The sequence below is a fragment of the Delftia sp. DT-2 genome (assembly GCF_028401915.1).
GTDB lineage: Bacteria > Pseudomonadota > Gammaproteobacteria > Burkholderiales > Burkholderiaceae_C > Comamonas > Comamonas tsuruhatensis.
Map to the genome: position 1 here is coordinate 313,554 of NZ_JAQOTI010000006.1, position 22,314 is coordinate 335,867.

General features: G+C 65.1%; 20 protein-coding genes. 18 read left to right on the forward strand and 2 right to left on the reverse strand.

From position 1 onward, the window contains the following. Positions 1–56 precede the first annotated feature (56 nt). The 16 genes from hflX (at position 57) to PO605_RS13005 (ending at position 17,968) form a co-directional block, all read left to right on the forward strand. Entirely contained in the window at positions 57–1,271 is a 1,215-nt protein-coding gene (gene hflX / locus PO605_RS12930) for a GTPase HflX (RefSeq protein WP_016447554.1), read from the forward strand. Between the two features lie 71 nt (positions 1,272–1,342). After that, positions 1,343–2,737, forward strand: a complete 1,395-nt coding sequence (hflK, locus tag PO605_RS12935; protein WP_016447553.1) for an FtsH protease activity modulator HflK — start codon at positions 1,343–1,345, stop codon at positions 2,735–2,737. Between the two features lie 12 nt (positions 2,738–2,749). Continuing rightward, positions 2,750–3,640: a protease modulator HflC gene (gene hflC, locus PO605_RS12940; RefSeq protein ID WP_016447552.1), complete on the forward strand. Its 891-nt coding sequence runs from the start codon at positions 2,750–2,752 to the stop codon at positions 3,638–3,640. Between the two features lie 201 nt (positions 3,641–3,841). After that, positions 3,842–4,990: an ATP phosphoribosyltransferase regulatory subunit gene (locus PO605_RS12945; RefSeq protein WP_272206539.1), complete on the forward strand. Its 1,149-nt coding sequence runs from the start codon at positions 3,842–3,844 to the stop codon at positions 4,988–4,990. 39 nt (positions 4,991–5,029) lie between these two features. Beyond that, on the forward strand, positions 5,030–6,406 hold the full coding sequence (locus PO605_RS12950; RefSeq protein WP_016451293.1) for an adenylosuccinate synthase: 1,377 nt from the start codon (positions 5,030–5,032) through the stop codon (positions 6,404–6,406). Between the two features lie 43 nt (positions 6,407–6,449). After that, on the forward strand, positions 6,450–6,974 hold the full coding sequence (locus tag PO605_RS12955) for a phosphoribosyltransferase (RefSeq protein WP_047472007.1): 525 nt from the start codon (positions 6,450–6,452) through the stop codon (positions 6,972–6,974). Between the two features lie 152 nt (positions 6,975–7,126). Continuing rightward, a complete protein-coding gene (locus PO605_RS12960) occupies positions 7,127–8,398 on the forward strand; it encodes a YncE family protein (protein WP_047326700.1) in 1,272 nt (423 codons plus the stop codon). Then, positions 8,398–9,216 (forward strand): polysaccharide deacetylase family protein, encoded by an 819-nt coding sequence (locus PO605_RS12965; RefSeq protein WP_047472006.1) that lies wholly within the window; start codon positions 8,398–8,400, stop codon positions 9,214–9,216. The genes PO605_RS12960 and PO605_RS12965 overlap by 1 nt, the downstream gene beginning before the upstream one ends. A 39-nt stretch (positions 9,217–9,255) precedes the next feature. Next, positions 9,256–10,236 (forward strand): sterol desaturase family protein, encoded by a 981-nt coding sequence (locus tag PO605_RS12970; protein ID WP_013801177.1) that lies wholly within the window; start codon positions 9,256–9,258, stop codon positions 10,234–10,236. Between the two features lie 15 nt (positions 10,237–10,251). Further along, positions 10,252–11,151: an EI24 domain-containing protein gene (locus tag PO605_RS12975; RefSeq protein ID WP_016447546.1), complete on the forward strand. Its 900-nt coding sequence runs from the start codon at positions 10,252–10,254 to the stop codon at positions 11,149–11,151. After that, entirely contained in the window at positions 11,148–11,966 is an 819-nt protein-coding gene (locus PO605_RS12980) for a competence/damage-inducible protein A (RefSeq protein WP_047472004.1), read from the forward strand. Before PO605_RS12975 ends, PO605_RS12980 begins: the two co-directional genes overlap by 4 nt. Before the next feature lie 225 nt (positions 11,967–12,191). Continuing rightward, the gene (glnA, locus tag PO605_RS12985) at positions 12,192–13,607 is read left to right on the forward strand and encodes a type I glutamate--ammonia ligase (protein ID WP_016447544.1); all 1,416 of its coding nucleotides are present in this window, start codon (positions 12,192–12,194) and stop codon (positions 13,605–13,607) included. A 180-nt stretch (positions 13,608–13,787) separates the two neighbouring features. Next, positions 13,788–14,291: a hypothetical protein gene (locus PO605_RS12990; RefSeq protein ID WP_047472003.1), complete on the forward strand. Its 504-nt coding sequence runs from the start codon at positions 13,788–13,790 to the stop codon at positions 14,289–14,291. A 30-nt stretch (positions 14,292–14,321) separates the two neighbouring features. After that, complete coding sequence (gene glnL / locus PO605_RS12995) at positions 14,322–15,398, forward strand: nitrogen regulation protein NR(II) (protein WP_016447543.1); 1,077 nt, start codon at positions 14,322–14,324, stop codon at positions 15,396–15,398. 45 nt (positions 15,399–15,443) lie between these two features. Continuing rightward, a complete protein-coding gene (gene ntrC, locus PO605_RS13000; RefSeq protein ID WP_047472001.1) occupies positions 15,444–17,012 on the forward strand; it encodes a nitrogen regulation protein NR(I) in 1,569 nt (522 codons plus the stop codon). Positions 17,013–17,155: 143 nt separating this feature from the next. Next, complete coding sequence (locus tag PO605_RS13005) at positions 17,156–17,968, forward strand: hypothetical protein (RefSeq protein ID WP_227472451.1); 813 nt, start codon at positions 17,156–17,158, stop codon at positions 17,966–17,968. Positions 17,969–17,983: 15 nt separating this feature from the next. Here the strand turns inward: PO605_RS13005 and xth are convergent, their stop codons facing one another. Then, positions 17,984–18,760 (reverse strand): exodeoxyribonuclease III, encoded by a 777-nt coding sequence (gene xth / locus PO605_RS13010; RefSeq protein ID WP_047472000.1) that lies wholly within the window; start codon positions 18,758–18,760, stop codon positions 17,984–17,986. Between the two features lie 332 nt (positions 18,761–19,092). On the opposite strand from xth, the gene PO605_RS13015 reads away from it, so the two are divergent. After that, a complete protein-coding gene (locus PO605_RS13015) occupies positions 19,093–20,148 on the forward strand; it encodes a fimbrial protein (RefSeq protein ID WP_272206540.1) in 1,056 nt (351 codons plus the stop codon). A 101-nt stretch (positions 20,149–20,249) separates the two neighbouring features. Next, the gene (locus tag PO605_RS13020) at positions 20,250–21,521 is read left to right on the forward strand and encodes an amidohydrolase family protein (RefSeq protein WP_047471997.1); all 1,272 of its coding nucleotides are present in this window, start codon (positions 20,250–20,252) and stop codon (positions 21,519–21,521) included. Positions 21,522–21,556: 35 nt separating this feature from the next. On the opposite strand, the gene PO605_RS13025 is transcribed toward PO605_RS13020, so the two are convergent. Then, positions 21,557–22,276: a Crp/Fnr family transcriptional regulator gene (locus PO605_RS13025; protein WP_016451304.1), complete on the reverse strand. Its 720-nt coding sequence runs from the start codon at positions 22,274–22,276 to the stop codon at positions 21,557–21,559. Positions 22,277–22,314: the final 38 nt, after the last annotated feature.

Here is a 22,314-nt window from a genome sequence, read left to right on the forward strand (position 1 = left end):
CCTGATGCCTCCCCGCACAGCCGGGGAGCTTCCTCACCCTTCGGGAGAGGTTTTTCTTGAGTTCTGAATCTTTTGACCGGTCCACGCCAACGCCAGTGCTGCTGGTGGGCGTGGATTTCGGCTTTCCCCATTTCGATGGCGAGTTGGAAGAGCTGGGCCTGCTGGCCGGCACGGCCGGCCTGCGTCCCGTTGCACGCCTGACCTGCAAGCGCAAGGTGCCCGATGCGGCGCTGTTCGTGGGCAGCGGCAAGGCCGACGAAATCCGCATGCTCGCCCAGATGCACGGTGCCCAGGAAGTGCTGTTCGACCAGGCCCTGAGCCCGGCCCAGCAGCGCAATCTGGAGCGCCATCTGCAGATGCCGGTCAACGACCGCACCCTGTTGATCCTGGAGATCTTCGCCCAGCGCGCCCGCAGCCATGAAGGCAAGCTGCAGGTGGAGCTGGCGCGCCTGCAATACGTGGCCACGCGCCTCGTGCGCCGCTGGACCCACCTGGAGCGCCAGATGGGCGGCATCGGCGGGCGCGGCGGCCCTGGCGAAAAGCAGATCGAGCTGGATCGCCGCATGATCGACGAATCGATCAAGCGCACCAAGGAGCGGCTGCTGAAGGTCAAGAAGCAACGCGCCACGCAGCGCCGCCGGCGCGAGCGCCATGGCATCTTCAACATCTCGCTGGTCGGCTACACCAATGCCGGCAAATCCACGCTGTTCAACGCGCTGGTGAAGGCGCGGGCCTATGCGGCCGACCAGTTGTTCGCCACGCTGGACACGACCACGCGCCAGCTGTATTTGAACGAGGCCCGGCAATCGGTGTCCCTGTCGGACACCGTGGGCTTCATCCGCGACCTGCCGCACGGGCTGGTCGATGCATTCCAGGCCACGTTGCAGGAGGCGATCGATGCCGATCTTCTGCTGCATGTGGTTGACGCCTCCAATCCGAATTTCCCGGAACAAATCCAACAAGTCCAGAAAGTTCTGAAGGAAATCGGTGCCCAGGAGGTGCCTCTGGTACTGGTTTTCAACAAGCTCGATGCCGTCGATGAAGAGCGGCTTCCAGCGCAGTTGCAGGACCAGTACGAGCTTGACGGGCTACCTGTTTCACGGGTGTTTGTCAGCGCCCGCTCCGGTGAGGGGCTGCCGCAGCTGCGGCAGCTGCTGGCCGACCACGCACTGCGCGCAGAAGCGGAATACGCCGAAGCGCATGGTGGTGAAGAGCGGGGCGAAGGGGAGGTGGATGGCGCGATGCCCCCTGGGCAGGACGCCGAATACTAGGGGCTAGCGCCCTGATTGGGCAAAATGCCGATTGGGTCCCTGTCTTTACCGAAGAAACCGAGACTTCTCGCATGAATCTTTCACAACGCGCCCATCGCTGGGCGATGCTGCCGCAGCGCCTTCGCGGGATGTTCAACCTGAATGATCCGCGCTGGGGACGTGGCGACGACAAGAACGACGATGCCTCGCGCCCCGATGCCGACCGTCCCGCTGCGCCGCCGCCTGCGGAACCCGCACGCGACAACCGCGACAGCCGTGACAACCGTCCCTCCTCGGGTGGGGGTGGCCAGCCGCCGGATCTGGACGAGCTGTGGCGTGACCTCAACCGCAAGCTTTCGGGCCTGTTCGGGGGCAAGCCGGGCGGTGGCCGCGGGCAGCCGCCCGTGCGCAATGGCGGTGGCAGCCAGCCGCCGGACATGCGCAGTGCTGGCATGGGCGTGGGCCTGATTGCCGGCATTGCCTTCATCATCTGGATGGGCACGGGCATCTTCATCGTCCAGGAAGGCCAGCAGGCCGTCATCACCCAGTTCGGCAAGTACAAGAGCACGGTGGGTGCCGGCATCAACTGGCGCCTGCCGTACCCGATCCAGCGCCATGAACTGGTGTTCGTGACGCAGATCCGCTCGGCCGACGTGGGGCGCGACACCATCATCAAGAGCACGGGCCTGCGCGAGTCGGCCATGCTCACCGAGGACGAGAACATCGTCGAGATCAAGTTCGCCGTCCAGTACCGTCTGAGCGACGCGCGTGCCTGGCTGTTCGAGAGCAAGAACCCGTCCGAGGCCGTGGTCCAGGCCGCCGAGACCGCCGTGCGCGAAGTCGTCGGCAAGATGAAGATGGATACGGCGCTGGCCGAGGAGCGAGACCAGATCGCGCCGCGCGTGCGCGACCTGATGCAGACCATCCTGGACCGCTACAAGGTGGGCGTGGAAGTCGTGGGCATCAACCTGCAGCAAGGCGGCGTGCGTCCGCCCGAGCAGGTGCAGGCCGCCTTCGACGACGTGCTGCGTGCCGGCCAGGAGCGCGAGCGCGCCAAGAACGAAGCCCAGGCCTATGCCAACGACGTGGTGCCCCGCGCAGCCGGCTCGGCGGCACGCCTGCTGGAAGAGGCCAATGGCTACAAGGCCCGCATCGTGGCCCAGGCCCAGGGTGATGCGCAGCGCTTCAGCTCGGTGTTCACCGAGTACCAGAAGGCGCCCCAGGTCACGCGCGACCGCATGTATCTGGAAACCATGCAGCAGATCTACGGCAACGTGACCAAGGTGCTGGTGGAATCGCGCCAGGGCTCCAACCTGCTGTACCTGCCGCTGGACAAGATCATGCAAGGCGTGAGCGGCAATGTGCCGGCAGCCGATGGCTCGGCTGCCCCCAGCACCCAGGCGCCTGCGCCTGCCGCCATTCCCGGCCTTTCGAACGATGCGCGCAGCCGCGACAGCAGTCGCAGCCGTGACCGCGAAGCACGCTGAGGAGCAGCCCAAGTGAACCGAGTTGGATTTTTCATCACCAGCATTCTTCTGGCGCTGGCGCTGCTCAGCTCCATGCTGTTCGTCGTCGATCAACGCCAGTTCGGCGTGGTCTATGCCCTGGGTCAGATCAAGGAAGTGATCACCGAGCCGGGCCTGAACATCAAGATGCCGCCGCCGTTCCAGAACGTGCGCTACATCGACAAGCGCCTGCTCACACTGGACAGCACCGACACCGAGCCCATGCTCACTGCCGAAAAGCAGCGCGTGGTCATCGACTGGTACGTGCGCTGGCGCATCTCCGATCCGTCGGAGTACATCCGCAACGTGGGCCTGGATGAGTCGGCCGGTGCCATGCAGCTCAACCGCGTGGTGCGCAACGCCTTCCAGGAGGAAATCAACCGCCGCACCGTGCGCGAGCTTCTGTCCAGCAAGCGCGACGCGCTGATGAACGACGTCAAGCGCGAAGTGCTGGAGACCGTGCGCGGCGCCAAGCCCTGGGGCGTGGACGTGGTCGACGTGCGCATCACGCGCGTGGACTATGCCGAGACCATCACGGAATCGGTCTATCGCCGCATGGAGGCCGAACGCAAGCGCGTGGCCAACGAGCTGCGCTCCACCGGCGCCGCCGAAGGCGAGAAGATCCGCGCCGAGGCCGATCGCCAGCGCGAGATCACCATCGCCAACGCCTACCGCGATGCCCAGAAGCTCAAGGGCGAGGGCGATGCGGAAGCCGCCCGCACCTATGCCGACGCCTTTGGCAAGGACCCGCAGTTCGCGCAGTTCTACCGCAGCCTGGAGGCCTACAAGTCCAGCTTTGCCAAGAAGAGCGACGTGCTTGTGCTCGATCCTTCGCAGACCGACTTCTTCAAGGCCTACCGCAACGGCGGCAGCTCTGGAAAGTAAGAACGCCTGAGCGGCAACGCGGCCCGGCCCATGCACGGCGCCCCTGTTGGGGCGCCGTTTTTTCTTGCGCTGCCGCTGGCGCCCGCACACCGAATCGATTCGGAATACCGAACGCTCCTCGCGGGCCTTGGGACACCCCCAATTTGGGCTGGCCCGCAACAGCCGGTAGAATCACGTTTTTAACAGCCTCCCCCTTTTTCCATGTCTGCTTGGGTCCTGCCGGATCACATCGCCGATGTCTTGCCTTCCGAGGCCCGGCACATCGAAGAATTGCGTCGAGGCCTGCTCGATACCGCACGTGGCTATGGCTATGAACTGGTCATGCCGCCCATGCTGGAATACCTCGAATCCCTGCTCACCGGCACAGGGGAGGCGCTGGACCTGCAGACCTGCAAGCTCATCGACCAGTTGACGGGCCGCACCATGGGTCTGCGTGCCGATACCACGCAGCAGGTGGCTCGCATCGACGCCCATCTGCTCAACCGCAAGGGCCTCACGCGCCTGTGCTACTGCGGCCCCGTCGTCCATGCCCGCCCTGACCGCCCCCGCGCCACGCGTGAGCCGCTGCAGTTCGGTGCCGAAATCTACGGCCACCAGGGCATGGAAGCCGACCTGGAGGCACTGCACCTGGCGCTGGACTGCCTGCGCAGCGCAGGCGTCACCGACATCAACGTCGATCTGGCCGATGTGCGCATCGTGCGCAGCCTGCTGGCTGGCGTGATGGTGGACATGCAGGTGCTGCGCGGCGTGCATGCCGCGCTGGCCGCCAAGGATGCGAGCGAACTCGAGCGCCTCACCCGGGACTTCCCCGTCGCCTCGCGCGAAGGCCTGATGGCCTTGCTGCAGCTGTACGGCGGCATCGAGGTGCTGGACCGCGCCGAGAAGCTGCTGGCGCGCACGGCAGGCGTGCAGCCTCTGCTGGACCAGCTGCGCTGGCTGGCCCAGCGCCTGGAAGGCGTGAACGTGAGCTTTGATCTGGCCGATCTGCGCGGCTATGCCTACTACAGCGGCACGCGCTTCGCCGTCTATGTTCCGGGTGCCAGCGACGCGCTGGTGCGCGGCGGCCGTTATGACGAGGTGGGCGCGGTCTTCGGCCGCAACCGGCCCGCCGCCGGCTTCAGCCTGGACATCAAGCAGCTCGTGGCCGTTGTGCCCGAGCGCCCGCTCAAGGCTGCCATCCGTGCGCCCTGGGGCGACGATCCCCAGGTGGCAGCCGCCATCGCGGCATTGCGCCGGCAGGGCGAGACCGTGGTCTGCGTGCTGCCAGGCCATGAAAGCGAAGTGGACGAGTTCCACTGCGACCGTGAGCTCGTGCAGGTTGCCGGGCAGTGGGCCGTGCAAGCCATCTGACGCATTTGTCAATTTCTTCGGATTTCATCGGATTTGAATATGAAAGCTACCAAAGGTCGCAACGTGGTCGTGGTCGGCACCCAGTGGGGTGACGAAGGCAAGGGCAAGCTGGTGGACTGGCTGACCGAAAGCGCCCAGGGCGTGGTCCGCTTCCAGGGTGGCCACAATGCGGGCCACACGCTGGTCATCAATGGTGTGAAGACCGCGCTGCACCTGATTCCCAGCGGCATCATGCGCCCCGGCGTGAAGTGCTATATCGGCAACGGCGTGGTGCTGTCGGCCGCCAAGCTGTTCGAGGAAATCGAAGGCCTGGAGAAGGCCGGCGTTCAAGTGCGCGACCGCCTGCGCGTGTCCGAAGCCTGCCCGCTGATCCTGCCTTTCCACTCGGCGCTGGACGTGGCGCGCGAAGCGGCGCGGGAGCAGGGCGGCACCGAGAAGATCGGCACCACCGGCCGTGGCATCGGCCCCGCCTACGAAGACAAGATTGCCCGCCGCGCACTGCGCGTGCAGGACCTCAAGTACCCCGAGCGCTTTGCCACCAAGCTGCGCGAACTGCTGGCCCTGCACAACCACATCCTGGTCAACGTGCTGGGCTCGAAGAACTTCACCTTCGGTGACGCGCTCAAGCCGTACATCAAGGATGGCGAAGTCCAGTTCGACGCCGTGTACGAAGAAGCCATGCGCCATGCCGAGCAGCTTTTGCCCATGATGGCCGACGTCTCGCGCGAGCTGAACGCCGCGCACGCCGAAGGCGCCAACCTGCTGTTCGAAGGCGCGCAGGGCACGCTGCTGGACGTGGACCACGGCACCTATCCCTACGTCACCTCGTCCAACTGCGTCGCCGGCAATGCGGCTGCAGGCTCGGGCGTGGGCCCCGGCATGCTGCACTACATCCTGGGCATCACCAAGGCCTACTGCACCCGCGTGGGCGGCGGTCCTTTCCCCACCGAACTGGATTGGGAAAAGGAAGGCACGCCAGGCTGGCACATGAGCACCGTGGGCGCCGAAAAGGGTGTGACCACCGGTCGCTCGCGCCGCTGCGGCTGGTTCGACGCCGCGCTGCTCAAGCGCAGCGCCCAGGTCAACGGCCTGTCGGGCCTGTGCATCACCAAGCTCGACGTGCTCGACGGCCTGCAGGAACTGCTGCTGTGCGTGGGCTACGAGCTCGATGGCGAGAAGATCGACCTGCTGCCCATGGGCGCCGACGAGATCGCCCGCTGCAAGCCCATCTATGAATCCATCCCCGGCTGGACCGATTCCACCGTGGGCGTGACCGACTACGACAAGCTGCCGGCCAATGCCCGCCGCTATCTGGAGCGCATCGAGGAAGTGACGGGCGTGCCCATCGCCATGGTTTCGACCAGCCCCGACCGGGATCACACCATCCTGATGCAAAACCCCTACGCCGCCCAGTGAACTGCTGGCGTTTGAACCCCAAGATTGAACCAGGAGCCATTCCATGCTGACGGAAGACGGTCAACACCTGTATGTGAGCTACGACGAATACCACGGACTGATCGAAAAGCTCGCGATCAAAGTGCACCAGTCCGGCTGGGAATTCGACACCATTCTCTGCCTGGCCCGTGGCGGCCTGCGTCCCGGTGACATGCTCAGCCGCATCTTCGACAAGCCGCTGGCCATCATGTCCACCAGCTCCTACCGCGCCGAAGCCGGCACGGTGCAGGGCCATCTGGACATCGCGCGCTTCATCACCACGCCCAAGGGCGAGATTGCCGGCCGCGTGCTGCTGGTCGATGACCTGGCCGATTCGGGCCACACGCTGAATGCCGTGATCGCCATGCTCAAGACCAACTATCCGCCGATCACCGAGCTGCGCAGCGCCGTGATCTGGACCAAGGGCCTGTCCGCGTTCACGCCTGACTACTCGGTGGACTACCTGCCGACCAACCCCTGGATCCACCAGCCTTTCGAGCACTACGACACGCTGCGTCCCGAAAAGCTCCTGGAAAAGTGGAAGATCTGAGAGCCGTTGCGCTTTCAAGGTCCTTGCCTGCAAAGGGAGCCAACCGGCTCCCTTTGTCGTTGTGGCCTGCGTTTTCATGCGTTGTCGTCATGCCTTGATGCAAGTCATGGGTTGGCGCGCTTGTCGCGATATCTCGGGCCAACGTCGCGTAAATGTCGGTTTTTTGCACAGCTTCAAAAGCCGATGCCCTAGAGCGTCCGAGGGCTGAATGGCGCGGCTACACTGCGCAGATTCTCAGAAGGTGGTGCTTTGTGAAACGTCTTTCCGTCGGGCGCTTGGGCGCGGCTGTGGCTTTGGTTGTGGGCGGCGGTGCGCTGGCCTGGCTGGCCGTGGCGTCCCTGCCCGGATCCAAATCGGCCCGTGCGGCCTCAGCCACGCCTGCAGCCGTCCAGGCGCAGGCTGCATCGGCTCAGGCCGCTGCCGTTCCCGCCGCGCCTTCCGTGCCTGCGGCCTCTGCTGCCCCGGTAGCGCCTGTTGCGCCTGTTGCGCGTGTCACGCCGCCGCCGCAGACCCAGGGCCCCACGCCCATCTTCGTGCTCAACTCGCTCGATGCCAACATCAGCATCGTGGACCCGGTCACCTGGCAGGAGACGGCCCGCATTCCCACGGGCAAGGAGCCGCACCACCTCTACCTCACGCCTGACGAGAAATCGCTGGTCGTGGCCAATGCGCTGGGCGATACCCTGACCCTGGTCGATCCGCGCACGGGCGAGGTGCAGCGCGTGATCCGCGACATCATCGACCCCTATCACCTGCGCTTCAGCCCGGACATGAAGTGGTTCGTCACGGCGGCCAACCGCCTCAACCACATCGACATCTACCGCTGGGATGGCCAGAACCCGCAGTTGGTCAAGCGCGTGCCCACGGGCAAGACGCCCAGCCATCTCTGGATCGATGCCAGGAGCACGACCATCTATTCCACCATGCAGGACAGCGATGCCCTGGTGGCCATCGACATCGCCACGCAGACCATCAAGGCCCGCGTGCCCACCGGCCCCATGCCGGCCGATCTCTATGGCAGCCCGGACGGCACCAAGCTGTTCATCGGCCTGACCGGCAGCGATGGCGTGGAAGTGTTCGACATCACCGGCCCCGAGCCGCGCAGCGTGGCCCGCATCAAGACAGCCGCTGGCGCCCACGCCATGCGTGCCGCCGGCGATGGCCGCCACCTGTATGTGAGCAACCGCGTGGCCAACACCATCAGCAAGATCGACATGCAGACCAACCAGGTCGTGGCCAGCTACCCGGCCCCGGGAGGCCCGGACTGCATGGACGTTTCCGCCGACGGCCGCTACCTGCTGGTCAGCTCGCGCTGGGCGCGCAAGCTGTCGGTGATCGACACCGTCGAAAAGAAGGTGGTCCAGCAGGTCAAGGTCGGCAAGTCGCCCCACGGTGTCTGGACACTGGCCCACGCGCAGCGCTGATGGACCGCAGACTCTTTGCGCAATCGCTGGCTGGCGCCGCCGCCTTCAGCCTGCTGCGCCCCGCGATGGCCGCAGGGCAGGGCACGGGCTGCGCCAAGACCGTGTACCTGACGTTCGACACGGGCCACATGGGCATTGCCGACCTGGTGGCCGAGGTGCTCAAGCGCCATGGCGTACCAGTGACCTTCTTTGCCGCCAACGAGCGCACGCAGCAAGGCGACGGCAGCCTGGGCGAGACCTGGGCGCCCTGGTGGCGCGCGCGCGCTGCCGAAGGCCATGAATTCGCCTCGCACACCTACGACCACATGTACTGGCGCGGTGATCTGCGCGCCTCGAAGAACGGGCCGGTCACGGGTTTTCGCGTGCGCCCTTCGGCAGGGCCTCGCGCCAACGAGAACTTCACGGTCGATGCGGCAGGCTATTGCGACGAGATCCGCCGATCCGCACAGCGGCTGCAGCAGATCACCGGGCGCAAGCCTCTGCCGCTGTTCCGTGCGCCCGGCGGCAAGACCTCGCCCGCGCTGCTGGATGCCGCGCGGCAGGGGGGCTACATGCATGTGGGCTGGGCCAGCGCGGGTTTTCTGGGCGATGAGCTGCCCAGCGACCGCTACCCGAATGCGCAGCTGCTGGCCCAGGCGCTCAAGAACATCCGCAGCGGAGACATCCTGCTGGCCCATCTGGGCATCTGGTCACGCAAGGACCCCTGGGCACCGGCCGTGCTGGAACCTTTGATCACGGGCCTGCTCAAGCAGGGGTTCTGTTTCCGCACGCTGCGGGAGCATCCCGACTATCGGGATTGGATAGCAAAATTCGCATGACGTCCGCGCGCGCAGCGCGGCGGGCGATGGGAGCGTGGTGTGGACTGGTGGATTCAGTGGTTCGGTAATGCGCAGCAGCGCCTGTTCGAGGGCGTTGTCCAGCCTGTGCTCTTTTGGCTGGGACAGGCCAGCCTGCTGGAGGATGCCTACGACGCCACAGGCTGGCTGCTGGTGGGCCTGCTGCAGATCTTCATCATGGTGGCCGTGATCGCGCCGCTGCAGTACTGGCGGCCCGTCGAGCCCGTCACCGACCGGCGCGCCATCCACGTGGACATCATCTACACCGTGGTCCACCGGCTGGGCCTGTTCCGGCTGGCCCTGTTCTTCACGCTGGACCCGCTGTGGGACGAGCTCATGGGCCGCCTGCATGTCTGGGGGCTGCCGAGCTTTCACCTCGACGGCGTGTGGCCCGGCGTCACCGACCTGGCCTGGGTCAGCCTGATCATCTACCTGCTGGCCTTCGACTTCCTCGACTACTGGATACACCGGGGCCAGCACAGCATCGGCTGGTGGTGGAAGCTGCATGCGCTGCACCACTCGCAGCGCCAGATGACGGTCTGGAGCGACAACCGCAATCACCTGCTCGACGATGTGATCCGCGACACCATCATCGTGCTCGTGGCCCAGCTCATCGGCGTGGCTCCAGGCCAGTTCGTGGCCATCGTGGCCTTCACCCAGCTCAGCGAGAGCTTCCAGCATGCCAACCTACGCGTCTGGTTCGGCACCATCGGCGAGCGGCTGTGGATCAGCCCGCGCTTTCACCGCCGCCACCACGCCATCGGCATTGGCCACGAGCCCATGGCGCCCGTGCGCAACAAGAAGGCGCATGGCAACAACTTCGGCGTGCTCCTGCCCTGGTGGGACATGCTGTTCGGCACCGCCAATTTCGAGCTGCGCTTCGATCCCACCGGCGTGCGCGACCAGGTCCAGCCCAATGCCCAGGGCCAGCTGCGCGACTACGGCCAGGGCTTTTGGGCCCAGCAATGGCGTGGGTTCCTAAGGTTGATGGGTCGCGCTTGAGGCTGGGCTCGGGGTATGCTTGCCGGCATGGGCTTGCTACTCGATTCCTTCTGGCGTGCGACGGCGTATTGCCTGCATAAGCGGGTGATTGCATGGTCGCTGTTTCCCCTGCTCTTCATGGCCATCACGGCCTGGCTGCTGGGTTACTTCTTCTGGGCCGATGCCGTGGTCTGGACGGAAGGAGTCCTGCAGGGCGTGGGCTGGCTGCACACGGTCTGGTCCTGGATGGGCGTGCAATCGCTGCCCGAGCTGGTGGCGCCGGTGCTGGTCGTGCTCTCGGTCACGCCGGTGCTGGTCGTGGTCTCGCTGCTGCTGGTGGCGCTGTTCATGACGCCGGCCCTGGTCGAGCTGGTGGCGCAACGGCGCTTTCCGGCACTCGAGCGCAGGCAGGGTGCCACCCTGATCGGCAGCCTGCTGTGGTCGGCCGGCTCCTCGCTGATCGCCCTGATCGCGTTGCTGGTATCGGTTCCATTGTGGTTCGTGCCTCCCCTGGTGGTGGTGATCCCCCCGCTGATCTGGGGCTGGCTGACCTACCGCGTCATGGCCTTCGACGCGCTGTCTGCCCACGCCAGCAAGCCAGAACGCCGCAGCCTGTTCCTGCGCCACCGCCTGGCGCTGATGCTCATGGGCGTGGTCTGTGGCTACCTGGGGGCGGCTCCGGCCATTGTCTGGGCCTCGGGCGTGGTCTTCGTTGCAGCCTTCTGGATACTGATTCCGGTGGCCATCTGGATCTATGCGCTGATCTTCGCCTTCTCCTCGCTGTGGTTTGCCCATTTCTGCCTGGCGGCGCTGCAGCGCATGCGCGAGGAGGAGCCGGCGCTGCCCGAAGCACCCATCATTCCCTACGCTCCCGACGCGCCGCAAGGCTCCGGCACAGCCCCTGTTCCCCCCACCCCGCAAGAAAAGACCACATGACCCTTCAAGTTGGCGCACTCATCATCGGAGACGAAATCCTGTCGGGCAAGCGTGCCGACAAGCACCTTCCCAAGCTGATCGAACTGCTGGGCGCGCGTGGCCTGTCCCTGGCCCATGCCGAGTACGTGGGCGATGACAGGGCGCGCATCACCGACGCCCTGCGCAGCGCCTTCGCATCGCAGGCCGTGGTCTTCAGCTTTGGCGGCATAGGCGCCACCCCCGACGACCACACGCGCCAATGCGCGGCCGAGGCCCTGGGCGTGCCGCTGGCACTGCACCCGGAAGCCGTGGCCCTGATCCGCGAGCGCATGCGCGATGTGGCCACCGAAGAAGGCAAGCCCTACGAACCCCAGCGCGCCGACAACCTGCACCGGCTGCAGATGGGCAACTTCCCCGAAGGCGCGCGCATCATCCCCAACGTCTACAACAAGATCCCGGGCTTTTCCTGTTCGGGCGCCAGCGGCACGGTGCACTTCGTGCCCGGCTTCCCGGTCATGGCCTGGCCCATGGTCGAGTGGGTGCTGGAGCAGCGCTATGCCAAGCATTTCCACAGCACGGTGCAGCGGGAGCATTCGGTCATCGTCTACGGCGGAATGGAGGCCACGCTGACGCCGCTGATGGTGGCCATAGAGCGCGACCACCCGGGCGTCAAGGTGTTCAGCCTGCCCAGCGTGGATGATTCCAACCACGGCCGGCACATAGAACTTGGTGTCAAGGGCGAAGCTGGTGCCGTCACCAAGGCCTGGCCCACGCTGCTGGAAGGCTTGCACTCATTTGGTGCAATTCTTGGCCCTGAATTGGTGCGCAATATCTGATTTGCGGCCCTTCATCCAAATCTGCACCGATTTGGTGAGTGGGTACTCGGGCCGGGCCAGGCTGCAATGTCATCCACAACGCCCACGCAAGGCGGCAGAATCACGGGGCTGGCGCGCCAAGCAGGTGCCAGTCTGCGGGCATGCACTCAATGGATGCAGCCTGGCACGCAAACTGCTTAAGAGTATTTATCTTTTTTGATCAGCCAGATTGGCAGGAGAGATCTGATGGCAAAGACCGTTGCAGACGTGTTGAACATGGTGAAGGAGAACGAGGTCAAATTCGTGGACCTTCGTTTTACGGACACCCGTGGCAAGGAGCAGCACGTCACGGTGCCGGTGTCGCACTTCGACGAAGACAAGTTCACCTCGGGCCACGCCTTCGACGGCTCGTCGGTGGCAGGCTGGAAGGGCATTGAAGCATCGGACATGCAACTGATGCCCGATCCCGCCACCGCGAACATCGACCCCTTCTTTGAAGAGACCACGCTGTTCCTGCAGTGCGATGTGATCGAACCCGGCGATGGCAAGGCCTACGACCGCGATCCCCGCTCGGTGGCCAAGCGTGCCGAAGCCTATCTGAAGGCCTCGGGCCTGGGCGATACCGCCTACTTCGGTCCCGAACCTGAATTCTTCATCTTCGACGGCGTGCGCTGGAACACCGAACCCGGCAGCACCTTCTACGAAATCGAAGAGTACGAAGCCCCCTGGAATTCCGGCGCCAAGTTCGAGTCCGGCAACCGCGGCCACCGTCCGCGCAACAAGGGCGGCTACTTCCCCGTGCCGCCCGTGGACAGCACCCAGGACCTGCGCGCCGAGATGGTGCTGCTGCTCGAGCAGCTGGGCATTCCCGTCGAAGTGTTCCACCACGAAGTGGCTGGCGCCGGCCAGAACGAGATCGGCACCAAGTTCTCGACCCTGGTGGAGCGCGCCGACTGGACACAGGTCATGAAGTACGTGATCTGGAACGTGGCCAACACCTACGGCAAGACCGCCACCTTCATGCCCAAGCCCTATCCGGGCGACAACGGCTCCGGCATGCACGTGCACCAGTCCGTCTGGAAGGATGGCAAGAACCTGTTCGCAGGTGACGGCTATGCCGGCCTGTCCGACTTCGCGCTGTACTACATCGGCGGCATCATCAAGCACGCCCGTGCCCTGAACGCCATCACCAACCCCGGCACCAACAGCTACAAGCGCCTGGTGCCCGGCTTCGAGGCTCCGGTCAAGCTGGCCTACTCGGCCAAGAACCGCTCGGCATCGATCCGCATCCCCTACGTGGCCAACCCCAAGGGCCGCCGCGTCGAGGCACGCTTCCCCGATCCGCTGATGAACCCCTACCTGGGCTTCTCGGCCCTGCTGATGGCAGGTCTGGACGGCGTGGAAAACAAGATCCATCCCGGCGAAGCCGCGACCAAGGATCTGTACCACCTGCCCCCGGAAGAGGACAAGCTGGTGCCCACGGTCTGCCACAGCCTGGACCAGGCCCTGGAAGCACTGGACGCAGACCGTTCGTTCCTGACCAAGGGCGGCGTGTTCTCGGACAGCATGCTCGATGCCTACATCGAGCTGAAGATGGGCGAAGTGACCCGTTACCGTCAGGCCGTGCACCCGGTCGAGTACGACATGTACTTCTCGCTGTAAGGCGGGTCGGCAAAAAGGCGGCGCAAGCCGCCTTTTTTGCTTTCGGCCAGGACCTGGGTATGCTGGGCGCGGAACCAAAAGGGGTTGGCCCGCTCAAGAAATGACGTCCAGCCCGGAAGATGGAGCGATACTTGCCCGGACAAGCCGGGCCCTTCCGATCTGGCTACCCGAGGGAATGGAATGAAGAAACTGTTTGTGTCACTGCTGCTGCCCCTGCTGTCGGTGGGAGCCTGGTGTCAGGACGTGATCTACCGCTGCGGCAACGAGTACACCAACAACGTCAGCCAGGCCAAGGCCAAGGACTGCAAGCCGGTGGACGGCGGGCATGTGACGGTGATCCATGGCGGCAGCAAGCCGGCGGCCTCGGGCGGCGGCCAGGCGCCGCGCACCTCCGCCGCTCCTGCGGCAGGATCGCCCGCTCCGGCCAAGGTCAACAGCAGCGCCCAGAAGGCCCGCGACTCCGATGCGCGGACCATCCTCGAAAGCGAGCTGGCCCGCGCCCAGGAGAAGCTGACACAGCTGCGTCAGGAGTACAACGATGGCAATCCCCAGCGCACCGCATTGGAGTTGCGCAATCCCCAGGGCTATCTGGAACGTGTCGAGCAGCTCAAGAGCAGCATCTCGCGGCAGGAAGGCGATGTCGCCGGCATCCGCCGCGAACTGGATCGACTTCCCAAGAACTGACGGGCCCGAGCGGCCCATGCGAGCCCGGCCATGATCCAGGACGACCGGCCGGCGCCCCCGGCCTCCTATCAGGCGCTTGATCTGCTGTGCACGCTGATGACCGTGCTCGACGAGCAAGGCGCCGTGCTTTTCGCCAACGCGGCCCTTGAGAACGCACTGGGCCTGTCGCGCCGCATGCTCGAAGGCAGCGAGCTGGCTGCCTGCTTCACCGAGCCGGCCTTGCTGGACAAGGCCTTGCGCGGCGCCCAGGACAACGACTTCGCTGCCCTGCGCTTCGAGGCCAGCCTGCACCGCGTGGGGGGCGATGCGCTTCCTGTGCACGTCACGGTTTCCCTGGCCGAGCGGCCCGGCCATGTGCTGGTGGAGTTTTGGCCGCTGGAGCAGCAGGCCCGTCAGGACCGCGAGGAGCGTTTGCGCGAGCAGGCCCAGGCGCACAAGGAGCTGATCCGCAACCTGGCCCACGAGATCAAGAACCCGCTGGGCGGCATCCGTGGCGCGGCCCAGTTGCTGCAGATGGATCTGGACGCGCCCGAGCTGCGCGAGTACACCGAAGTCATCATCCACGAGGCCGACCGTCTGCAGGCGCTGGTCGACCGGCTGCTGGCGCCGCACCGCCATCCGCACGAGGTCGGTGACGTCAACATCCACGAAGTCTGCGAGCGCGTGCGTTCGCTGGTGCTGGTCGAGCATCCTGCAGGGCTGACCATTACGCGCGACTACGACATCTCCATTCCCGAGTTCCGGGGCGACAGCGCACAGCTGATCCAGGCCGTGCTCAACATCGTCCAGAACGCGGCGCAGGCCTTGCACGAACGCATCGCTGCCGGCGATGCCGAGATCATTTTGAGAACCCGTGTGGCGCGCCAGGTAACTTTTGGTCGCCAACGCTACCGGTTGGCATTGGAATTGCATGTGATCGACAACGGGCCAGGCGTTCCCGATGCCATCAAGGAGCGGATCTTCTATCCGCTGGTATCGGGAAGGGATGGCGGTTCGGGACTGGGGCTGACGCTGGCGCAGACCTTCGTGCAGCGCCACCAGGGGCTGATCGAATGTGAAAGCCAGCCGGGCCGCACGGATTTCCGCATCCTCATTCCCCTGCCTTGAGGCCCACGGAAGTCAACACTGCAACAAGGGAAGGAAGCACCACCAATGAAACCGATCTGGATCGTGGATGATGACCCTTCCATCCGCTTCGTGCTGGAAAAGGCACTGGGCCGGGAAGGCTGGGCAACGCGCAGCTTCGTTCAGGCGCGCGACGTGCTCACGGCACTGTCCGATGTCGATGCCAGCGACCCGGCGCGCCAGCCACCACAGGTGCTGGTCAGCGATATCCGCATGCCCGGCGGCTCCGGCCTGGAACTGCTCGAGCAGATCCGCGCCCAGCAGCCCGGCCTGCCCGTCATCATCATGACCGCGTACTCCGACCTGGACAGTGCCGTCTCGGCCTTCCAGCGCGGAGCCTTCGAGTACCTGCCCAAACCCTTCGACCTGCCCAAGGCGGTGGAACTCATCCGCCGCGCCGTCGAGGAAAGCCTGCGCGAGGACGTGGCCGAGGCACAGGCCCCGCTGCAGGCCGAGATGCTGGGCCAGGCGCCTGCCATGCAGGACGTGTTCCGCGCCATCGGCCGGCTCAGCCAGAGCCAGGTCACGGTGCTGGTCACGGGCGAGTCGGGCTCGGGCAAGGAACTGGTGGCGCGCGCGCTGCACAAGCACTCGCCCGTGGCGGGCGGCCCCTTCGTGGCCATCAACACCGCCGCCATCCCCAAGGACCTGCTGGAGTCCGAGCTGTTCGGCCACGAGCGCGGCGCCTTCACGGGCGCACAGACCCAGCGGCGCGGCCGCTTCGAGCAGGCCGAGGGCGGCACGCTCTTTCTCGATGAAATCGGCGACATGCCTTTCGACCTGCAGACGCGCCTGCTGCGTGTGCTGTCGGACGGGCATTTCTACCGTGTGGGCGGCCACCAGGCCGTCAAGGCCCATGTGCGCGTCATCGCCGCCACCCACCAGGACCTGGAGCAGCGCGTGCGCAACGGCGCCTTCCGCGAGGATCTGTTCCACCGCCTCAACGTCATCCGCCTGCGCCTGCCCGCGCTGCGCGAGCGCAACGAAGACGTGCCCATGCTGGCACGCCACTTCCTGCAGCAAAGCGCGCGGCAGCTGGGCGTGGAGCCCAAGCGCATGGGGGTCGATGCCATGCAGCGGCTGCAGTCGTTCGCCTTTCCCGGCAACGTGCGCCAGCTGGAGAACATCTGCCACTGGCTGACCGTCATGGCGCCAGCACAGGTCATCTCGGTCAAGGACCTGCCTCCCGAGGTGCTGGGCGAGGCCGCGCCACCCGTGGGCGGCGGCAATGCCGGCGTGCCCGCACCGGTGATGCTGTCGCATGCGCCGGCCGTGGCGGAAGAGGGAGTGGGCCGCATCGCCATGCCAGCCCCGTCGCTGGCCCAGCCGCATGACGGGGGGCTGGCCACGTCCGACCTGGACTGGGTGCATCTGCTGGGGCAGCAGGCGCGCCAGCTGCTGGAGCACACCCAGGCCCAGGGGCATGGCGAGGTCTGGGACCAGCTGTCCCGCCGCTTCGAGGCGCAGTTGATCCGCTCGGCCCTGGCCGTCACCCACGGCCGCCGGGTCGAGGCCGCCCAGCGCCTGGGCATAGGCCGCAACACCATCACCCGCAAGCTGCAGGAGCTGGGCATGGACGAGGACGCCTTCGAGTAAGGCAAGCCGGCGGGCGGCCGGGCCCTTGCCTTGGCAAGGGTCCGGCTCCTACAGGCCGGCGCCCGGGGTGCTGACGGGCCGGGCCGCCCGGGCTTGGGACAATGGAGTCCTCTTCGCTGGAACGGCCTACGTCCCGACCTATCGTGCCCACAGTCCTCTCCAACCTCTGGCAAAAGGCCAAACCCGCCCGCCCGGGCGTGATGTACCCATCGACACCGCGCAAGCTCGGCGAGCCGGTCGATGCGTACTGGCATGACCGCTATTTCCTGGAGCCGTACTTCGTGCCGGGGCGCGGCTACGACCAATACCGGCCCGCCTATGCACTGGGCTGGAAGGCTTCCCTGTCGCCGGAACACGCGCAGCAGGATTTCGAGTCCGCAGAAGCCCGGCTGGAAGAACGCTGGGAGCAGGAACGGGGCGGCAGCCTGCTGCACTGGAACCAGGTGCGTGAGGCCGTGGAGGCCTCCTGGCTGCAGGCGCGCCGGCGCACGCCCGCACAGCCTGCGGCTTCCACGCTGGAACTGCAGACCACGGCGCTGCTCAATGCCGTGCTGGCCCTGGGTCGCCAGGCCCATGTCCGGTTGGGCGAATGCATGGATCCCATGCCCCAGGGACTGATAGGCCAGGTACTGGCGCGCCACTTCAATGCCAGCCAGGTCCTGGTCGATGACCTGGAACGCGCCATCGACGCCAACGGCGGCGTGGTGCTGCCCGTGCGCGACAGCCGTGCCGCACTGCGTCGCAACGCCTTCTGGGACGGGCTGCTGGGCAGGGAAGAGGGCGCGGACTACGTGCTGGACCAGGCCGAGTCCTGCCAGCAGCAATGGCTGAGCGCCTATGAGGCCGCCGAGCAGGCACGCCTGCCCAGGGCGCTCAGCGAGATTCTCCACCGCCAGTCCCTGATGCTGCGCGGCCATATCGAGGCCATCCACTGGCTGCGCCGCTACATGCTGTAGCGCAAGTCTGAAAGACTAGCCCAATGTCACGACGACCGGCGCATGGTCGCTGGGCTGAGGGTTCTTGCGCGGCGCGCGGTCCACGATGCAGGCGGTGACGCTGGGACGCAAGGCCTCGCTGACCAGGATGTGGTCGATGCGCAGGCCCCGGTTCTTCTGGAAACCCAGCATCCGGTAGTCCCACCACGAATAGCTTTTCTCGGGCTGGTCGAACATGCGGAAGGCATCGGTCAGGCCCAGCTGCAGCAGCGCCTGGAAATGCGTGCGCTCTTCCACCGTGTGGTGGATCGTGTCCTTCAGGCCGATGGGATCGTAGGAGTCGCGGTCCTCGGGCGCCACGTTGAAGTCGCCCACCAGCACCAGGCGCGGATGGGCTGCCATCTCGCTTTTCACCCAGTCCTGCAGCGCCTGCAGCCAGCGCATCTTGTAGGCGAACTTGTCTGTGCCCGGCGCCTGCCCATTCACGAAGTAGCCGTTGATCAGGCGCACCGGGCCGCCTTCGGCATCGAGGGTGGCGGCAATGATGCGTGCCTGCTCGTCATCCAGGCCCGGGATATTGCGCACCACGTCGTGCACCGGCGTGCGCGTCAGCCAGGCCACGCCGTTGTAGGTCTTCTGTCCATGGCTGACCGCGTGGTAGCCGGCCTCCTGCAGCGCCTGCAGCGGAAACTTGTCGTCGGTGAGCTTGAGTTCCTGCAGCGCCAGCGCATCGACAGGATTGGCCTGCAGCCAGGCCAGCACCTGCGGCAGGCGCACGGACAGGGAGTTGACGTTCCAGGTGGCGATTTGCATAAATAAATCCAATTAAATCAAATGATTGCGTGATTTTTCGATGGTTGCTCTTGTGGCGGTTGCCAGCCTGTTCACCCGAAAAATCATGCCCTTGCCGCAGCAGTCAGCCCCTATTTTGATGCGCGATTGCGCTTGGGTGTTTTTCAGGCGATTCGGCAGCGCGGCTGTCAGCCCTGGCTTCGGCCAGCATATCGGCATGCGGGGCTGTTGACGTGATGGGGCCTGCCTCGCCACGACCTTCATGGCACCGGGCAGACCTTGAATCAGATTGATCTGATTTCATCTCGGATGAAAGGTGTCTACGATTGAAAATTTGCCAAGGAAATGCGGCCTTGGAATTTTTTCATTATCCGGAGGTATTCAAAATGCATATATTCATAGGTGCTTTTTGCAGAATAAACAAGGCTGTCATGATATTTATTTTGGCAATGATGGCCACCTCCGCATGGTCCGCATGCGCAATTGAAAATGCAACTGATGGGTCAGGCTATTACAAGTATGTGTTCAGTAATTTCAATCCTCCAGAATTCAATTCCAATGTAGCCAAGAATACGGTGATTTACTCAAAAACCGCTGTAGCGGTAATAAGTAATGGGCTTGGCGCTAGATTGATGAATTGTGTTCCATCGGTCACGGGCTATATTTTAGGTAAATCTACACCAGTCAATAATATATATCCGACGACAGTCGAGGGTATTGGCATGAGGGTTTCGACTAGATATGGTGCTGCGCCTGTAAGTGGTTTGGGGTATTCCAATCACCCCGGATCTTTTGCATATCCACTTATCGATGTCACAGTTGAGTTGATCAAGACCGCAGATGGCGATATCACTGCAGGTGGCGTGCTGGACAGCGATTTCCTGTACGAACGCGCGAATAATGCATTTGGCCAGATTCTCGCTCAATACAACTTTTCCTCGCCCGTCGTCGTCCGGCCCAAGGTGCCCACCTGTACCCCACAGGCGCCGGAGCCCGTGCGCATGGCCCAGACTGTCACTCAAAAACTCATCTCAATCGGCTCAACCGGTGCTCCCCGCTCCTTCCTCATCTCGTTGTTGTGCAAGGGCGGCATCCCAGGTTCGTTGACCAACGCCTATGTCACGCTTACGGATGTGGCAAATCCTGGAAATATCGGCAATGCTCTGACCCTGTCCAAAACCTCGGTGGCAAAAGGTGTGGGTGTGCAGATCCGCAAGGATGACCAGATACTGGGCTTTGGCCCGGACTCCAATGCCGCCGGCAACAGGAATCAATGGTTTGCAGGGGCTGTTGCCTACGGGCAGGCGCGGTTGGATATCCCGCTGACGGCGCGCTATGTCAAGACCGAAGAGAACGTGACCATAGGCAGTGCCAATGCGGCGGCGACCTTCACCATCAGCTGCCAGTAGTTCCCCCCTGATCCCTTGCGCTTTCGGTCTGACCGCTGGCAGGCCATTCAGCGTGGTCAGGCAAGTCTGCGGGTGTGCGGCCATGCCCGCAGAATACGCAGATGCTTGATCTACTCGTCATTCACGCCACGCTGCCAGACGGCCGCCAGGACATGTCCATCGCCGTGCAGGGCGGGCGCATCGTCGAGGTCGCGGCCGGTCTTTCGGCGCCCGCCCATCAGGTCATCGATGCACAGCACCAACTGGTGTCGCCGCCCTTCGTCGATCCGCATTTCCACATGGATGCCACGCTGAGCCACGGCCTGCCGCGCGTCAACCGCAGCGGTACGCTGCTGGAGGGCATAGCGCTGTGGGGCGAGCTCAAGCCGCTGCTCACGGCCGAGGCGCTGATCTCGCGCGCGCTGGAGTATTGCGACTGGGCGGCGGCCAAGGGGCTGCAGGCCATCCGCAGCCATGTGGATACCAGCGATGCCCGCCTGCTGGCCGTCGATGCGTTGCTGGAGGTCAAGCGCCAGGTGGCTCCCTATATCGACCTGCAGCTGGTGGCGTTTCCGCAGGACGGCGTGCTGCGCTCGCCCGGCGGCGTCGCCAACCTGCGGCGGGCGCTGGACAAGGGCGTGGACGTGGTGGGCGGCATTCCCCACTTCGAGCGCACCATGGCCGAGGGTGCCGACAGCGTCAGGCTGCTGTGCGAGCTGGCGGCCGAGCGCGGCCTGCTGGTGGACATGCACTGCGACGAGTCCGACGACCCGCTGTCGCGCCACATCGAAACCCTGGCCTTCGAGGCGCAGCGCCTGGGCATGCAGGGCCGCGTGACGGGCTCGCACTGCACCTCCATGCACAGCATGGACAACTACTACGTGAGCAAGCTGCTGCCGCTGATCGCAGAAAGCGGCGTGGCCGTGATTGCCAATCCGCTGATCAACATTACGCTGCAGGGCCGCCAGGACAGCTATCCCAAGCGCCGCGGCATGACGCGCGTGCCCGAGCTGCTGGGCGCAGGCGTCAACGTGGCCTTCGGCCATGACTGCGTGATGGACCCGTGGTACGGCATGGGCTCGGGCGACATGCTGGAGGTCGCCCACATGGGCTTGCATGTGGCGCAGATGACCAGCCAGGACGGCATGCGCGACTGCTTCGACGCCGTGACCACGCGCGCGGCGCGTGTGATGCACCTGGACGGCTATGGCATCGAGGTCGGCTGCGATGCCAGCTTCGTGCTGCTGCAGGCGCGCGATGCGGCCGAGGCGATACGGTTGCGCGCCACGCGCCTGAAGGTGTTCCGCAAGGGCCGGTTGCTGGCCGAGGCGCCTGCTGCAACGGCTGCGCTGCATCTGCCGGGCCGCCCGGCAAGAATCGACTGGCGGCGCTGAACCGGCGTTGAACCGCCGGCGCGCTGGCGCCGGCCTCAGGCGCCGGCCAGGCTGGCCTCGCGCACGATGGTCTGCAGGGCCACCAGGTCCCTGACCACCAGGCCCTGGGCTTCCACGCGAATGCAGGCGTCGCGCTCCATGCGCTTGAGCTCCTGGTTCACGCGCTGGCGCGAGGCGCCCAGCAACTGGGCCAGCTCCTCCTGCACCAGTTGCAGGCCTATGCGCAGCTCGCGCGGGTCGTCCAGCACCTGTGTGCCGTAGCTGCGCGACAGGTGCAGCAACTGCTTGGCCAGGCGTGCGCGCAGGGGCAGGGTGTTGAGGTCTTCCACCAGCCCGTAGGTCTGGCGTATGCGGTGGGCCTGCAGGCGCAGCAGGGCGTCGTAGAACTCCACATGCGTGGCCAGGATGGCGTGAAAGCTCTCCTTGTCCACGCACAGCAGCGTGGTGTCGCCGTGGGCATAGGCATCGCGCGTGCGGGGCTCGTCAAGAAAGGTGGACATGGCACCGAACCAGGCACCCGGCTCCACATAGGCCAGCGTGGTCTGCCGACCCGACAGGCTGGTCGAGCTCATGCGCACGGCGCCCTGCGCACAGGCATACCACCTGTGCGGCACATCGCCGCGTGCATAGATCAGTGCCCCGTCCTTGAGCCGCCGGACCGTGGTCTGGCGCAGGATGTCATGGCGCAGCGAGGGCGAAAGGCTGCAGAACCACTGGCCGGAATTGATGGCCTCGCGCTCGGCGGGGGTGAGCATGGGCTCGTGGGTACTCGTTTGCAAACCGCTTGTCTCCA

Bases quoted from the DNA above. Each gene is read 5' to 3' on its own strand.
- PO605_RS12955 (WP_047472007.1), top strand. From the start codon at position 6,450: ATGCTGACGGAAGACGGTCAACACCTGTATGTGAGCTACGACGAATAC.
- PO605_RS12965 (WP_047472006.1), top strand. From the start codon at position 8,398: ATGGACCGCAGACTCTTTGCGCAATCGCTGGCTGGCGCCGCCGCCTTC.
- PO605_RS12950 (WP_016451293.1), top strand. From the start codon at position 5,030: ATGAAAGCTACCAAAGGTCGCAACGTGGTCGTGGTCGGCACCCAGTGG.
- PO605_RS13020 (WP_047471997.1), top strand. From the start codon at position 20,250: ATGCTTGATCTACTCGTCATTCACGCCACGCTGCCAGACGGCCGCCAG.
- PO605_RS12980 (WP_047472004.1), top strand. From the start codon at position 11,148: ATGACCCTTCAAGTTGGCGCACTCATCATCGGAGACGAAATCCTGTCG.
- PO605_RS13025 (WP_016451304.1), bottom strand. From the start codon at position 22,276: ATGCTCACCCCCGCCGAGCGCGAGGCCATCAATTCCGGCCAGTGGTTC.
- xth (WP_047472000.1), bottom strand. From the start codon at position 18,760: ATGCAAATCGCCACCTGGAACGTCAACTCCCTGTCCGTGCGCCTGCCG.
- hflK (WP_016447553.1), top strand. From the start codon at position 1,343: ATGAATCTTTCACAACGCGCCCATCGCTGGGCGATGCTGCCGCAGCGC.
- PO605_RS12945 (WP_272206539.1), top strand. From the start codon at position 3,842: ATGTCTGCTTGGGTCCTGCCGGATCACATCGCCGATGTCTTGCCTTCC.
- PO605_RS12960 (WP_047326700.1), top strand. From the start codon at position 7,127: ATGTCGGTTTTTTGCACAGCTTCAAAAGCCGATGCCCTAGAGCGTCCG.
- PO605_RS12975 (WP_016447546.1), top strand. From the start codon at position 10,252: ATGCTTGCCGGCATGGGCTTGCTACTCGATTCCTTCTGGCGTGCGACG.
- PO605_RS12990 (WP_047472003.1), top strand. From the start codon at position 13,788: ATGAAGAAACTGTTTGTGTCACTGCTGCTGCCCCTGCTGTCGGTGGGA.
- glnL (WP_016447543.1), top strand. From the start codon at position 14,322: ATGATCCAGGACGACCGGCCGGCGCCCCCGGCCTCCTATCAGGCGCTT.
- glnA (WP_016447544.1), top strand. From the start codon at position 12,192: ATGGCAAAGACCGTTGCAGACGTGTTGAACATGGTGAAGGAGAACGAG.
- ntrC (WP_047472001.1), top strand. From the start codon at position 15,444: ATGAAACCGATCTGGATCGTGGATGATGACCCTTCCATCCGCTTCGTG.